Source organism: Escherichia sp. MOD1-EC6162 (assembly GCF_002965125.1).
Lineage (GTDB): Bacteria > Pseudomonadota > Gammaproteobacteria > Enterobacterales > Enterobacteriaceae > Escherichia > Escherichia marmotae.
This window is the reverse complement of record NZ_PTSB01000050.1, coordinates 1-15,900: the sequence shown is the minus strand read 5'-3', so window position 1 is coordinate 15,900 and position 15,900 is coordinate 1. Positions and strand designations below refer to the sequence as shown.

Below are 15,900 nucleotides of genomic sequence, written 5' to 3'. Positions count from 1 at the left end.
ACAACCAGTTGAGCGGATTCGCGTTTAAACTCTGCGCTGAAATTTCTTTTTTTCATTGGAGCACCTGTGTTGTTCTGAGGTGAGCATATCACCTCTGTTCAGGTGGCCAAATTCAGTGTGCCACTACACAGCTCTGGTGAAGGATTTCCCAGCGTCATGTTACCGTGACGGAACTCCACCTTGCAGGAGCTGACACTGACAGTAGTCTGAGTGGATAAGGACGAAGTAAGAGCAGCCATCGGTTCTTTCGGCTCATCAGGCGTTATCTCTACAGGTAATAATTCAACGCCTGCGTCAAAAGTGGTTGTCACCGGAAGACGCCGTGATATACGCCCTTCGTTTTGCCAGAGCCTGAGCCATTTGAAAATAACATTATCATTGACGCCATTTTCTCGTGCAATCTGGGCCACACAAGCACCGGGTTGTGATGCCAGTTCAACCATACGAAGTTTGAATTCATTCGAATACTTTTTACGAGGTTCTTTTCGCCAGTCCTGTAATTCCATACTTAGATGTCCGTTTGTGTCAGATGGGCGTCTAAGTTACCAATTCTTGTCTAATGGCTACATACGGCGGTCGGTTTACGCTTACCCCATAAAAACAGCAAAAAGTTAATAAAAACACTCGATGAACTGAACCAGTCGGGGAAAGGGAAAGTGTGGTTTGCGGGGCGAGGAACCGCCCCTGAATGGCAAATGAAACGGGAAATGTTGAGTCAGTGTTATACAACTAAATGGAGAGATATTCCTCTGGCCAGGCTGGGTAAGTTCAGTCATCTCCGAACATATTTTCAGCGTTTCTTCTGGTCTGGTCTTCACCATCATTTCTCGCCAGATTCTGCTCTGCAAGAGGAGCACTGCAATCCACAGACGTATGAAGACCAGATTGTTTTTCCAGTAATTCAAGCAATTTCTTTTCAACCGAAAAAGCACCTGGTATTACGCTGGAAATCACCTTATTAATATCATCCAGAGTCGTATTTTCTGTCAGTAACTCCGATATCAGCAAAGGAAGACGTTTATCTATAGCTGCAAACGCCGCACCAGTAACTAACATCGCGCGCATGAAACGTCCCCGCTCCTTCAGTTTTTCATTTGCAATCAGCTCATCTGCTATCTTATCTCCTGTCCGTTCATCCGGGAAAAGTTCAAATGAGCAGCGTCTGGATTTATTTTCATCACTCATTAGTCACACCACCTTTCATTTTTATCATTCCCATGACTAAATCAAACTGCGGGGATGAGCTCAGATAAAAGCGTTCATCTGGAACCTTAGTCAGGTTCTTCACTGCCTCGGCCACGATTTCAGCCCCACCACCAACACACATTACATGTGTATAGTCGGTGAAACGGCTGATGACATCATTAACTCGTTTAATAAGCAACTTCTGCCGTTCATTGATAACATTAATGATAGACTCACGCTGTTCAGCATTATAAATGCGACGGGAAAGGTAGTCAGGTTCATTACGGTGCACAATGATATTGTCAGCCTGGAATGAGCTCACTCTTGTATTAGCATGTACAGCCATCTGTTCCTTAACCCCGGATGTAATCAGAGACACGCCGATATTCGGATCACACCAAGTTTTTGTAATCCCTGTCATTTTGCTACGAACATGCGACACATCAAGCGTTGTACCACCGAGATCTACGATCAAAAGGGATTCATCATCCTCAAGCCCCGCAAGAACACTGAAACCAGCGGGAATACTTTCAGGAAGAACGGAAACTCTGCGAATAACAAATGCATCCCCCCCCTGCACCCGTACTTCACGCATCACATTTTTTTTCTTTCTTTCAATGTGTTGCTTATTTTTCTGATTGTTGGCGTCAAGGTATTCAGAGATCGGCAATGTGACGATGACATCAACAGGCTGCGCTTTCAGACCGGTCTGCTGTAGCGCATGCTGAATGGCCACAACATTCACATCACTGTACTGATAGCGTGTTTCAGTCGTAACGACAGCATCAGCACTTAATGGATCAAATGAAAACTTCTCGCCGTCGATCTCGTAATTAGCCGGGGCAGCGTCATCCAGTAAACTAAAAGACCATTCCGGTTTAAAGCTGTTAGGGCTGATTAACGTTTTCACGTCACCATCCTCCAACCAGGCAAGTTTAATGTTAGTAGAACCATCATCAATAAAGATTTTCATAACCAGTCTCCGTTGCTCGTAAACGAATAGAAAAACAAAAATGCTTCATACATGCAATGTATGTTTAATTATAATGGAAAAATGCTCTTCCTAAAAGGGTTTAAGCAACATAAGAACGCAATATATTGCGTATATGTTGCATATACAAGTGTAAGATCAGAGACAATCATAGATACAAAAAAATTATGAAGACCATATGTAACATACAAATACAATATAAAAGCATTTTTGACACCATGTCAGACACAAGGGTTCAGGTTAAGGGAAAGGAGTGAAATGGTGAAACTCAGAGGAATGGAAAGCGTTGACGAATCATGTCACCATATACTGGAAGATATCTAATGGGGACTCTTTAGGCACACGAAGAATCCCCATAATGTATTTAAAAGACACACATAAGATACCCTTAAGGTATCCGATAATTTATTGACCTATTGCACCGTCTCGTTCAAGCTTCTCTCTTATAGCCTCAATAATATATGAGCTAAAATCCAGAGATGTTTTACTGGTCGCTTTAAGTTCCGCATGAGCTTCAAAATACGACAGCGGTATGGCCTTAAGATTCTTAGCCTTCGTCCTGGCAGCCACGGGACGAACTGAAACTTCCTCTGCCCCTTCATTTAGCTGAGACGGGACTGTTACTGTTACGGCAGGAGAAGAAGTTTGTAATCTGGCAGAATCCACCAGGTTTTTCAGTTTTTCAGCCTGTGCACTAAATTTCGCTTTGCTCATGAGATAACCCAGGATGTTTGTTAGATACTCAAAAGATATCCATTAAAAGCCCAAAGGATACTATATGGATACCCAATAGATACACCTTACTGTTTGTTACTTTCAATCAGATGATTGATTTCTTCGATCAGGGCAATAACTTCCTTACCTCCTGCCGAATAGCGCCCATGAACAGACTCAGTGATTCCCATCCCAGTCTCAATGACATCCTCAAACTCAGCACGAGCAGAAATGCGGCTCTTCATCAGCTTCAGATGTTTGAACGATGGCAGGATTGCATCAAGCTTAGGGAATTTCTTCTTGTTAGGATTCACTTTACAGAGATACAGGTGAGCAGTTATATCGGTTCCCATGATAGAGCTGATTTCGTCCAGTACTCCATCAAAATGCATCAAACCAATACGCTCAGTCAGGGAATCTTTTGAAGGGACAATAACGCAGTCTGCAAAGGCAATAGCAGTACGGGTAAGATCTGAGTCAAATCCCCCGCAGTCAATAAGTAACGTCTTATCGCTGTTCTTGTAGGGAGTCATAATTTCGATTAACTCATCCACTGTTTTAGGTACTTTCACGGAAATTTCTTTTCCTTCCGGCCTCAGCCCCAGAATGATAGAAAGCCCGGTATGAGTATCCAGATCAACTGTATCAGACTTCATTTCACCAACAATGTTTACGGATGAAGTTGTCTTACCCACCCCACCTTTGGGATGCGTATTAGCAATAACAGGCATAGTGTATCTCCAGAATCCACATGTAATACCCACAAAGAACCCCGAAGATATTTTTCAGATATCCAAGGGATACTTAACAGATGTTTTTTACTCTATACCTGTCCAGCATGTCAACAGAATATGAAATACCGATAATATATCCATGGGATATCCGAAAGGGTTTTAAAAAAGTCAGAGATTAAGAGATTCTTTTGAGCATAGATACTGCATCGGACTCAGGCATCGAAAACTGCACCCGGTGCCGTGCAGCCACATCCAGCGCAAACACCTTCGTGTAGACCTCCGTTGAGCTGATGGACTTATGCCCCATCAGGCTCTGCAGGACCTTCAGCGGTATACCGGCATACAGCATGTGCATCGCATAGGAATGGTGGAACGTATGTGGCGTGACCGGGACAGAGAACGTCACACCATCAGCGGCAGCGGCGGCAACCGCTTCCCCAATCCAGGTCCTGACCGTTCTGTCCGTCACTTCCCAGATCCGCGCTTTCTCTGTCCTGTCTGTTCGTTTATTACACCGTTCCATGGGGATTTTCAGTGTTGCCACCATCGTCTGCAGCTGGCTGACGTACCAGGAGTCGGAGAGCGGAACCAGCCGGTGAGTCTGCTGGCCGGCGGGCATTCTTCCTGCCGTCCAGGCTGCTTTTTCGGTCCGTTGTTTCAGGGTGGCAAGCTACACAAACGGATATGGTGGTGCCAGTGAAAAATCCCCCCGCGTCAGCGCCAGTGCTTCATTAATGCGCGCACCGGTGTTCCACAGTGTGGCCAGCAGCATCTTGCGGCGCAGATCCGGGACGTAATGGAGCAGGGCGCTCACTTCAGGGGCGAGCAGGTATTTTGGCAGTTCATCATGAACCATCGACATCTGGCGGAGTGCCAGCGCAGCCGGGTAGTCTATGGCGACAGGTAATGATGCGTTGCTTACTGGTATACAGTTAGCGGGAAGCGAAATCATCGACATATCCCTCAGTGAAGACGCTTATGGATGGTGTCGCTGCGGTAATTTCAGAACGTGCCATCATCCGTCCTGTATAGCGCATCTTCTTGCAGAAGGGTTTCAGCCGCCGCGGTAATAAATGCTCGTACCGTGCAGATAGCATTCTGCACACTCCCCGAACTGATATACACGGGTTCTCTCAACGCCACGATCTTTGACCGTCTTATATCACTGGCGCTGACAACACGACAGAGTTATCAGACATGGTGTCAATCAGTTCACAATTTTTCCATCGGAGCAGCCTACCACCGGTGATAACCTGACTTTGCCTGTAGTTTGTATACACAACCCCTGGCATTGAAACACACATATGAAGTGTACTTCGGATATGACCGTGCGCTCAGGAAGTACGGCAGATTCCGTCAAAAATTACCTGTAAAGACAGACTTCAGAAAAAACAGTGCTCGCCGCAGACCGGTGACCGGGCGAAGCCCGCGAACCGGCGAGGAAGCGCAATGTATCTGTAGTTACAGTGAGCAGGTACGCCCTGAAGCCCTTTCATAAAACGGTTGTGTGCGCTGTCCTTCTGGAATGATTTATCCACATATCCGGAGGCCCGATCCAGTAAACAGATCCATGAATGATCAACAAAGGATCCATTAAAGATCCCCATACCGCTGCAAACCTTGTCACTCATGGGCCGGGACCACGATCACATAAGCTGTGGCATGTTACTGATAAACTGTAACATGCTAATGATAAGCTGTATTCAGTAATCCATATACTGAAGTAAGTTAATGACATAAACTATGGTCAGTACGCCAGACTCAGCTGTTAAATACAGGCTGCAGGTTTTTCTTCAGTCAGTTAGCGGGGTTCTGACATCCGATTTTCTGTTTATTCTTTTACTGTCCACAGGCAGGAGGCTTTCTGGAAAACGAAAATTCAGACATCAAAAAACTGTTCGGCGAGGTGGATAAGTCGTCCGGTGAGCTGGTGACACTGACACCAAACAATAACAACACCGTACAACCTGTGGCGCTGATGCGTCTGGGCGTCTTTGTACCGACCCTTAAATCGCTGAAGAACAGTAAAAAAAATACACTGTCACGTACTGATGCCACGGAAGAGCTGACACGTCTTTCCCTGGCCCGTGCTGAGGGATTCGATAAGGTTGAGATCACCGGCCCCCGCCTGGATATGGATAACGATTTCAAGACCTGGGTGGGGATCATTCATTCCTTTGCCCGCCATAACGTGATTGGTGACAAAGTTGAACTGCCTTTTGTCGAGTTTGCAAAACTGTGTGGTATACCTTCAAGCCAGTCATCCCGCAGGCTGCGTGAGCGCATCAGCCCTTCCCTGAAGCGCATTGCCGGTACCGTGATCTCGTTTTCCCGTACCGATGAGAAGCACACCCGGGAATACATCACCCATCTGGTACAGTCAGCCTACTACGATACTGAGCGGGATATTGTTCAGTTACAGGCCGATCCCCGCCTGTTTGAACTGTACCAGTTTGACAGAAAAGTCCTTCTCCAGCTTAAGGCGATTAATGCCCTGAAGCGACGGGAGTCCGCCCAGGCACTCTACACCTTTATAGAGAGCCTGCCCCGGGATCCGGCACCGGTATCGCTGGCGCGGCTGCGTGCACGCCTCAATCTGAAGTCTCCTGTATTTTCCCAGAACCAGACGGTCAGACGGGCAATGGAGCAGCTGCGCGAGATTGGATATCTTGATTACACGGAGATCCAGCGGGGGCGGACAAAACTCTTCTGCATTCACTACCGGCGTCCCCGGTTAAAAGCACCGAATGATGAGAGTAAGGAAAATCCGTTGCCACCTTCACCTGCGGAAAAAGTCAGTCCGGAGATGGCGGAGAAGCTTGCCCTGCTTGAGAAACTGGGCATCACGCTGGATGACCTGGAAAAACTCTTCAAATCCCGCTGAACATAAACTGTAGTCAGTGAAGAGCGCTCTTGTACTGACTACAGCTTATATTAACCGGTGCAGTGAGTGGTCTGCTCACTGCGGTTTATATTCTGTTTCCTGCAGTGCTGTCTGTAGCTGAGCTGCCATCTGCCTGTCCCTTACGTAAGTGATCCCGTAACCTGATGCTGAGGCATTGCTCCCTTCATAAAACATGACTTACTTACTACAGCTTATATACATGCTCCAGCTTATGTTATGTCTGTTCTGCTGACCACAGCTTATATAAGGAAGCGCGTATGCCGTCACCTCAGGGGAGGCAGTGTACGCAGGATCTCCGCAGCATCCCGCCCGTCACCTGTGAAAGGCACTGCCAGCGTGGCAGCCATATCCAGTGCAAACACTCTGGTATAAACCTCCATCGAACGTGGATCCCTGTGACCAGCCAGTGCCTGGATGACTTTCCGGGGCTGGCGGTGATAGAGCATGTGCATGATATAGCTGTGCCGGAAGGTATGTGGTGTGACCGGAATCGAAAAGTGTACCCCGTCAGCTTCGGCCCGTCTGACAGCCTGCTTCAGCCAGTTGCGCATGGTTTCGTCGGTCACGGCCCATAATGGTTCACGACGACGGGGTCGGGTGGTGATCATCCAGCTTTCCATCTGCCTGACATAGCTTATATCTGTCAGCGGAACCAGGCGCACTTCATCTTTTGGCGGGCGTCCGCGTCGCGCACGCACTTTTTCGGACAGGATCCGCACAAACGGTCTTACTCCATCCAGGTCAAATGATTCCGGCGTCAGCATCCGGGCTTCGCCAATACGCATTCCGGTATTCCAGAGGGTGGCGAACAGCATATGGTGACGCTGATCCGGCATATAGAAAAGAAGGGCACTCACTTCCGGGGCCAGCAGGTAGGCCGGTGTGGCCCCCGTGGAAGTGGCCATTCTTCTCAGGGAAAGCGCTGTTGCAAAATCCACCCCCGGCGCAATAGGTAACAGGGAGACGCGTTCTGGTGAATTCTGCAGGGGAATGACATTGTTCATGAGTTATTTTTCACGTAGCACACGCACTGTTTATGGATACAGGTATTCTGACCTGAACGTCCGGATCCTTCCACGACAATAAATCGCAGCGCGCGGATCCTTTTGTTTGCTTATCACGCATTATTGCGGGTAAAACAAAATACGTAAAGGCATGTTTTGCAGCAGGGATCCCGTCTTAAGCCAGTCATGGCGCGGGCTGAGAGCTGGTTTGCCGTTTTTGGGAGAAATGGGGTAATGCCAGGGCGGGCAGAAACGGAGAAAAAATCCTGCAGACCCCCTTAAAAGACAACTGAAAATTTCTGACTCCATATTCCTCTGGTTTCAGACTGCTTAATCACATCATCAACCTGATGCATAATAAACAGATTCTGTTCACAGAATAATCAATCAAGTAAATGGTTAGATTATGCGAAAAAGTTACAGATATTTCTCACCATCGTTATTGAATAATATGTCTTTACACAAACAATATTAATATTTTAAGTGTAAGCCCTGACTCACTGAAAGAAATATCTGTTATCGGAATCAAAAATATATAGTTATCAAAATACATTAATTTCAAATTTAAAATTAATGTAAAACGATTTAGTAAATGTTATGATATTATAAATCCACTCCTCCATGTTTAGAGGAGTATTTGCAGACTGGACGCTCGTATATAGTTACTTACCTTTATACATATTCTAACATAAGCATTTACCAACCTTACAGGGAACAGACCATAGTAGTTTATATTTCCATTCAGGTCTGAATGCACCGATAGAATATATCATCTTTTTATTATTATTCTGACAATACCTTCGTGCTTTATCTATATTCAGCCACATAAGGACACTTCCCGGACTTAGTTTCATGCAATTCTCATCATTCAGAACTGCACCATTTGGAACGTCATAATAAACATTACATGAGCTTTCAGATTTCAGTACTATATCAATAGCACACGGTTTATTATCCCAGAATAGCACATGGCCAAACATAAGTTCTCGTAAGTGAGAAATAAACATTAACAGATTATCATATTCGTAGCAAGGTAGCGTACCTCCAAACCGGGAATGAAAAAGTGATATATAAGAGCTGGATATTTCTTTATCGGATAACTGGCTTATACACTTAATCTCTCCGCCATTCCTGATAAATCTCTGGATTTCATTTCGGCGAGTTTTTTCAAATTTAGGTGAAAAAGATTCCTTTATAATACAATTTTGTTTCTTTCTGGCTATTTTCCATGTTGCATTGATAATATTTGGTTTATTTATAATTGATAATTTATTGGTTTTATCCGGAAAAAAACATCTTGCATGTGGGGAAAAAGGAATTAATACCTCATCAGATGAGAGAGGATAAGACCTTCTTGCCATTATCCCAATTTGTTTTCCATTGCACAGAAAATATGAGCCTTTGATATCACCATTTTTTTCATAGTGAAAAAAATCAAACTTCCAGTCATGATGTATCATAAAATATGAAACAACATCCGGATGCATGTTTACACTACCACCGTATTTTTCAAAAGTTTTTTTATACGTTTCGAATGTAGATGGTTTCCAGGCCGTAATAATGCGCTTTATATTTTTAATTGACAAAGTCATATCCTCGGCGTTTTTTATATATTATGACTGCAACACCACAATAATTATGATTATGATAAATATTATTTAAAATCAACTTCCATTTGTTGTTGAATTGAAAGGTGTTTTGTCGTTTCTATACAGTATTTAATATAATCAGTAAACTTTGGCGGTTTAGGCATTCCGATACTCAGTAGCTTGTCGTTACTGAAACAAACATTGAGCATACTGAACGCTCCATATAAACGAATGGCTTTTAACATAAGGCGTTCGTTACAGGGGCCAAAAATATTTTTAAAATCATGACGGCTCATTGCCAGTATGTCATAACTGACTTTAGTATATCTGTTTCCAACAGGATCACAGTTCAAAGCACGGGCTACAGCTTCGTCAATAGCAGAGAACGTCACACTACTTTCTTTACCTGCTGATATATGAACAATATCACCATTAATTAACGAGCTTTCAAGCAACATTAGCAATGCATCAGCACAATAATCTACAGGGATAACATCTATTTTATCATCCAGAGAGCACATAAATTTTTGCAACATTAACCCCATTCTGAATACCCAGAAAATACTGGTTGAAGGTAAGCACCCTAAATGACTGTGGCCAACAATAATTGATGGTCGGGCAACCAACAAGGGTAAATCAGGACACTGCTTACGCATCAGATATTCTATTGTTGCTTTTGAATGCGTATACTCCACTAAATGTTCACCTGTTTCTGATGAAGCAGACTCTTCCTTAACTAGCGAACCCGTATCAGGTGTACAAGACATAGCAGTACCAACATGAAGGAAGCGTTTCAGTCCTGCCACTTTAGCCATTCTTCTTGCAAAAGCAAGTGTACCTGTAACATTCACATTCCATATAAAAGGATTATTACCAAAAGAAGCTATAGCCGCACAGTTTATAACATGAGTGACTTCATCAAGACGAGGATCCATGAGAAAGGCTTCCGGATTATTTAGATCCCCAGGCAAGATGTTATCATTAGTTAATGCATGCAACCTTTCCTCACAAACATTAAATTTACGCATATTTTCTTTAATTCTTTCCAGTCCCGCTTGTGGAGTAGGTGCTCGTACTAAAAGTAGCAAATTTATATTATTACAGTTATCCAGCAGCTTATCCAGGACCGCGCCACCAAGAAATCCTGTTGCACCTGTAAGTAATAACAATTTCATATCTAACCTCTTTTGTTTTCATGTAATCATTATAAAAATAAATTATCTTACATAAACAATGATTAAACAAAATCAAGAGAGACTAAATGTAAAAACAATGTTTGTTTTTATACGGCAGGATCCTTCAGGTTATTGCGTGTGTTTTTATTGGATGGTCTGCTTATTATTGATGAGTAATAGCATTATAATAAAGTTCATATTGTTAACATCGCTTATCAATTATTTTTATGTCGATAACACTGTGTCGTTATGCATGAAGAGTGGCAGGGCAGCATCGTTAAAAATACAAGAGTTAACAGAAACACTTTTATCGTGGAGCACATATACCCTCCACATATTATAAAAAATCAAAAGACCACCATCAGAAGTGCTGGCCTTTTGTTTATCATATTTAAAGTGTCATGAAAAAGTTAAAAACAGGCATGCTTCAGGTTAAAAATAATACTTCAGACCAGCTGTGGTCATAAAGTTATAGCTTTCAATGCCTGCACCATTTTTGGTGTGATCCGATACATTCAAATTTCTGGAGTACAGAGAAGTATCACCTTTCTTATTAGTAATACGGTTCCATGTTCCTTCGACATAAACTTTAGCTGCAGGTGTAATATAATAACCAGCATGTAGTGAGACAGAGTAATAGTTCTGATTATTTACATCGCTACGATAGGTGATCCTTTTCTCAGGGTTGTAATGCTCATCATTATCCGATGCCTTCACCCATCCGCTATATTTGAAACTCCCCCCGAACTCAAAGCTATCATACCGATAATTACCGATTAACCCTATATAGGGCATTTTAAAGTGTTGTTTGTAGCCTATAGCTCTTTCACCATCTGGAAATGATCCCGTTTCATCCCGGAAGCCTCCCTCACTACTATAGATATAAGAGCCTCCTTTTGCTGTAAAGCTATAACGATTTTCCTGGTAACCAGCCATAAGACCTAACTGATAGTCTGGTTGATTCAGGAGCCATCCCTTAATATTCAGGTCGAATTCATTAGCAAAATTTAGACGGGTATTCGGATGTTTACTCTCATCAGTCCAGGTTCCGGGATTGCTCGTATCCAGCCAGTCCCTGTCCACCATATTGCCTCCACGACCAGCTAATGTTGTCCACCCTGAGGCACCGACAGATACTCTGGGTAACAGATCCCAGTTAAATGCTCCCTTGACAATTGGCGCATTACTGTATTTCCAGTCCAGCTGGCTGGCTTTGCGCCCTTTTTCTTCAGGCAGATAAACCCGTTCTTTGGCCTTGCCACTTAAAGTGCCAAAACCAATCTCCGTACTGATTTTCTCCGGTGTAAAAGAAAGCCCAGTATCAGAAGCCAGTGCAGCAAACGCTACAGGAGCTGAGAGTGCAGTAGCAAGAATCTTTAAGTACATAGACAAGTTAACTCCATTCCACTCGTTTGTTTTTGATAAATATTTTTTTATTTACTCGTAGTAGTCAACTGAAAAATGCTGTTTTGTTTAACGTTTGTTTACAATGCGGCCACATGTCGCTTTATTTATTCCCTTTTATGTCAGAATATCAGGGGAGTCAGTCAAACCCGGTATGATTACTGCCCCGGTCATCCATGATCCAGGAAATATCAGGGCATACAGGGCGCTGGTAACTGCGAATAAGGCCCTGGTCGGACACTTTATGCCGGGAACGTCTGTAACGCGGAAACCGGTACCTTCTTCCCGGGTTTATTTTGTTAACTCTTATCTAAAGGGAGACAAAATGGCCAAATCCAGCGATTATGAAGCAATCAGGGTCTTTATTAGCGTTAATGTCGGCAAAGATACCAATAACGCCATTACAGTTAATTATTCAGATAGCGTTTGTGCGACAAGGCATTACCATTCGACGAAAATAAACTCAGGTGGTTGATATCAGAAATCAACCGTGGCTCCACCTACAAAAAAAGTTGCTGGTTTATAAATTCCTCCTTTCTGATTAATAAGAAAACTAATAACATATGAGTGTAATTACTTGTTCAGATAAGCTAATTATCTTAGTGATTGATATTTATTTTGTTTCAGTGAAAATGATGCTTTTATTATAAAATTTATAAATACCGAGTCGGTAGTGTTTATTAGTGTAATGGAGGGGAGTGCGTAAATCGTTACATGTAACACTTCCTTCCAATAATACTTTATAAATCAATAGATGTATGATTACTTATTTTCTGAAATATCACATATATTGCTATATTTCTTAACGAGATATTCTTATTTTATTGATAATTGCATCTCTTTTATTTAATGTAAAGCTTTCTTATTAATCTTCTAATGTATTGCAAAATGGTAGATGCTGAGTAATCAACAGACTTGTATGTAAAGTCAAGATTAACGTTGCTAAAGCACGCATCAATTTTCTGATAAAAGGATGGGGTTGTTTTTTTCGATAAAAAAAATTCTTGTCTAACCGCTGGTGAAATAAGATTATTATTACCCCGAATTAATACTGAGCCTAACAATAGAATACAAAAAAAACAAAATGCTTTAAATAAGGGGAGCACTATAAGTTATCCTCTTTATTTTATGCTTACCAACTCATTTTGTTACTTTATAACATAACCCATCTTGCGTTGTAAACAGACTCGTTTTAGTTCCATGCACCTTTTGAGATCGTGACCAAATAATGGCGTTAGTGATGTTCTTCCAGTGTCATATGGTTAAGTGGTTGATATGGCGTTCACTGTTATATTCTGACAACCAGTTTGCCGCCAGTTCCCGCTTTTCATCCAGCGTTCTGAACAGACAAAAACCGAGTATTTTTGTTCGGTATGTCCGGTTAAAACTCTCGATAAAAGCGTTCTGCGCCAACTTACCTGATTGGGTAATCTCCAGTTTTACTACATGTTTTTCTGCGCATTCCGTCCGTGTTGGATAAAAAAATTCCTGGCCATAATCCATGCGAATCATAGCTGGATAGACATGGTTTTCCGCAATCCTACAGAGTACCGCTACCACTTGTGAAGCTGGCAGATTCAGATTGTTTTCAATCGACAACGCCTCATAGTTAAAGTCATCAACGACATTGAACGTGCGGAAAAGACGAGCACAGAACAGAGCATCATACATAAAATCAACAGAGCAGCTCTGATTAACTGCTTCCGGCGTAGTGAGTGACGAGGATTACGCACCGACAACCGTTGTTTGCCCCTACGGAGAAAAGCCGCCTTTATGCCTAGATAGAAGAAGTACGGTCCTCTTCCACTAATAAAGAACCGTCAGATGCTCAGGCTCGCCATATCCAGAAAGAGCTGAAGCAGGTTACCAACGAACGGGACATACTAAAAAAGTGCGGCGTACTTCGCAAAACGGTCCGACTGAGGTATTTATCCATGACAATATCTGGTGCTGGACTGTTCTCCTGATCTGTCGGATGCTGGATATTCATCCCTGTGGCTTGACTCCTGGCTTCAGTTGCCGCATTCACAACGCCATCAGGTAGAGCTTAAACAGACAGGACAGATTAAACAGTTCTGGTTGGAATCGTGGGCATCAATGGTTATCGCAATCTCCCTCTGGAGCTGCGGGATAGCGGGCAACAGAGGAGAACCAACAGAGTCTGGCGACCGATGAAATATGCCAGGATAAAAGTTCAGCTCGGATACCGGAATCCGCAGGCACATAAAGGTCAGGTCAGAATAGTGTCGCCCAACAGGCTCCAGCTACAATTCAACCCGGCTTCTCCGGATGGGGTTGCCTGGATAACGGAAAAATCTACATCAGTACCCAAGATGGCTGTATCTTGCTGTGTTTGTTGAGCTATGCTTACCCAAAATTATCAGCTGGTCAATGCAATGCGCTCATGACAAAGGATATTGTCATGAGCGCATTGCTGATGGATGTATAGCGGCGTAATCCCCAAAAAAAGATGCTGGTTGTCAGTAAACAAGCCATGAATGACAGTCGCTCCTGAAATCATAAGACCTGGAGGAGTGTATGCTCCGTTGCAGTAATTACCACGATACGCTTGCAGAAATTTTTTCCAGTTACTGAAGCGTGAACGGATAAAGAAAAAGCTCTTCGGAACGCGGGAAGACGCCTCCAACGATATTTTTGAACATCGAAATGTTTTATAACAATAAGCGTCGGCATGGTTCCTGCGAACAGATGTCAACAATAGAATATGAAAACCATTATTATCAACAACTTGGAATAAGTAAGACTACCCGTGGCGATTCAATATTAGATCATTGATGGAGATATAAATGGCTCACTTTTTATCGGTTGTTGACGATACGTTTATCAAGTATGCATGAGAATTTCTTCATACCAGCTATATGAGACGTTATGACTAATAATCTTACTCCCAAAATGACTATGTTGTTGCAGTTTGGTTTATTGACTCTTGTCTATAGTTCGCCAAATGCCAAGATGAGGGAGCGAGGAACTTTACTGTCTACGCCTCTCTTCCTGGTTACAAAGACAAGCGTAAAACTCACCATCCATTAAAACTAAAGGCACTTTTCTGAGCAGAGTTTTCATCTACAAGATAAAAGCTATTTTACAGCCGTAAAGTCCAGTGAAACGAAAGAGAGGTTAGTGAATTAATTACTTGATATATTAAAGTATAATGGGCGTAGATAGCACCTTAATACGAAATCTTGTCAGGCTTTCCCGGTAATTAGTAATACTGTTGAAACAAAGCGAGAAGGGGTTAGCCCAATTTACGCAAATAAATAATAATCTTGCTTATGATTAATTCCAAATAAGTATATTTTTCCAGTAGATGCCGGGCATTAACTAAGAGAACCCAGAACACCACTTTCATTGTTATGGAAAACATGGACAATGTTAATGAAATATATCTCTCACCGCGCCATCATTTGTACCTTGACACTGTTGATCGTTATTATCACCGTTTTGTTCACCTTTCTGAGAAGCTCTGATGTGCCAGAATATATTACTGCCCCGGTGCGCAAAGGCGATATAGAAAATTCTGTTCTGGCGACTGGCCGTATTGATGCAATTGAACGGGTAAACGTAGGGGCACAGGTATCAGGGCAATTAAAATCACTGAAAGTGAAACAGGGCGACCATGTGACTAAAGGGCAGTTGATTGCCGAAATTGACGACCTACCTCAGTGTAACGATTTGCGTAATGCCGAAGCTGCGCTCAACGAGGTGAAAGCAGAACTTCAATCTAAGCAGGCGCTCCTGAAACAGGCTGAACTGCGTTTTAAACGCCAGTTCCGGATGTTAAGAGAAAATGCCAGCTCACAAGAAGATTTTGAGTCTGCGGAGGCAATGCTTGCGACCACTCGCGCTGAATTACTGTCTCTGAATGCCAAACTGGTCCAGGCACAGATAGAAGTGGATAAGAAAAAGCTTGCCCTTGAATATACGCGAGTCGTTGCGCCGATGGATGGAATTGTTATTGCCATTGTCACTCAGCAAGGGCAAACCGTTAACTCAAACCAGAGTGCCCCAACAATTATTAAACTCGCTCGTCTGGATGTCATGACCATTAAAGTGAAGTGGTCAACAAAAACTGGCCACCGAGTTAGAGTTTTTCCAGTATCGATTTTCCGATTCGTTTGGGGGTAATCCACCGTTATATTCGTGCGGTCTTAGTGCGCTGTAATATCCAACGATATAGT

10 protein-coding genes and 5 pseudogenes are annotated in these 15,900 nt (G+C 43.1%); 4 read left to right on the top strand and 11 right to left on the bottom strand.

Translation table 11 applies throughout. The features are described 5' to 3' along the window. Positions 1-98: 98 nt before the first annotated feature. On the bottom strand, positions 99-506 hold the full coding sequence (locus A9587_RS23540) for a transposase (protein ID WP_097762284.1): 408 nt from the start codon (positions 504-506) through the stop codon (positions 99-101). Between the two features lie 84 nt (positions 507-590). On the opposite strand from A9587_RS23540, the pseudogene A9587_RS23535 reads away from it, so the two are divergent. After that, positions 591-761: pseudogene (locus tag A9587_RS23535) on the top strand (DUF4113 domain-containing protein); the annotation flags it as partial. A 7-nt stretch (positions 762-768) separates the two neighbouring features. Here the strand turns inward: A9587_RS23535 and A9587_RS23530 are convergent. From A9587_RS23530 to A9587_RS23510, 5 genes and pseudogenes are all read right to left on the bottom strand, one after another. Beyond that, positions 769-1,185 (bottom strand): plasmid partitioning/stability family protein, encoded by a 417-nt coding sequence (locus A9587_RS23530; protein WP_097762283.1) that lies wholly within the window; start codon positions 1,183-1,185, stop codon positions 769-771. Beyond that, positions 1,178-2,158 carry a plasmid segregation protein ParM gene (locus A9587_RS23525; protein WP_097762282.1) on the bottom strand — a complete coding sequence of 327 codons (981 nt, stop codon included), beginning with the start codon at positions 2,156-2,158 and terminating at the stop codon, positions 1,178-1,180. The genes A9587_RS23530 and A9587_RS23525 overlap by 8 nt, the downstream gene beginning before the upstream one ends. Before the next feature lie 423 nt (positions 2,159-2,581). Then, positions 2,582-2,890, bottom strand: a complete 309-nt coding sequence (locus A9587_RS23520; RefSeq protein ID WP_097762281.1) for a molecular chaperone GroEL — start codon at positions 2,888-2,890, stop codon at positions 2,582-2,584. 86 nt (positions 2,891-2,976) lie between these two features. Then, a complete protein-coding gene (locus A9587_RS23515) occupies positions 2,977-3,621 on the bottom strand; it encodes a ParA family protein (protein ID WP_097762280.1) in 645 nt (214 codons plus the stop codon). A 178-nt stretch (positions 3,622-3,799) separates the two neighbouring features. Next, positions 3,800-4,582 (bottom strand): annotated as a pseudogene (locus tag A9587_RS23510) (site-specific integrase). 948 nt (positions 4,583-5,530) lie between these two features. Between A9587_RS23510 and A9587_RS23500 the strand changes: the two are divergent. Beyond that, complete coding sequence (locus tag A9587_RS23500) at positions 5,531-6,508, top strand: RepB family plasmid replication initiator protein (RefSeq protein WP_000361615.1); 978 nt, start codon at positions 5,531-5,533, stop codon at positions 6,506-6,508. Positions 6,509-6,792: 284 nt separating this feature from the next. Here the strand turns inward: A9587_RS23500 and A9587_RS23495 are convergent, their stop codons facing one another. The 5 genes and pseudogenes from A9587_RS23495 to A9587_RS23455 all read right to left on the bottom strand — a co-directional run. Continuing rightward, positions 6,793-7,533, bottom strand: coding sequence for a tyrosine-type recombinase/integrase (locus A9587_RS23495; RefSeq protein ID WP_001066942.1), 741 nt, complete (start codon positions 7,531-7,533; stop codon positions 6,793-6,795). Positions 7,534-8,216: 683 nt separating this feature from the next. After that, the gene (locus A9587_RS23485) at positions 8,217-9,119 is read right to left on the bottom strand and encodes an antimicrobial resistance protein Mig-14 (RefSeq protein WP_172953851.1); all 903 of its coding nucleotides are present in this window, start codon (positions 9,117-9,119) and stop codon (positions 8,217-8,219) included. Positions 9,120-9,187: 68 nt separating this feature from the next. Further along, entirely contained in the window at positions 9,188-10,297 is a 1,110-nt protein-coding gene (locus tag A9587_RS23480; RefSeq protein ID WP_097762277.1) for an SDR family oxidoreductase, read from the bottom strand. Between the two features lie 432 nt (positions 10,298-10,729). Then, positions 10,730-11,683 carry an omptin family outer membrane protease gene (locus tag A9587_RS23470; protein ID WP_097762275.1) on the bottom strand — a complete coding sequence of 318 codons (954 nt, stop codon included), beginning with the start codon at positions 11,681-11,683 and terminating at the stop codon, positions 10,730-10,732. Positions 11,684-12,935: 1,252 nt separating this feature from the next. Then, positions 12,936-13,485, bottom strand: a pseudogene (locus A9587_RS23455) (integrase core domain-containing protein); the annotation flags it as partial. Positions 13,486-13,500: 15 nt separating this feature from the next. On the opposite strand from A9587_RS23455, the pseudogene A9587_RS25330 reads away from it, so the two are divergent. Continuing rightward, positions 13,501-14,497, top strand: a pseudogene (locus tag A9587_RS25330) (IS3 family transposase); the annotation flags it as partial. 600 nt (positions 14,498-15,097) lie between these two features. Beyond that, a pseudogene (locus A9587_RS23450) lies at positions 15,098-15,811 on the top strand (efflux RND transporter periplasmic adaptor subunit); the annotation flags it as partial. Positions 15,812-15,900 lie beyond the last annotated feature (89 nt).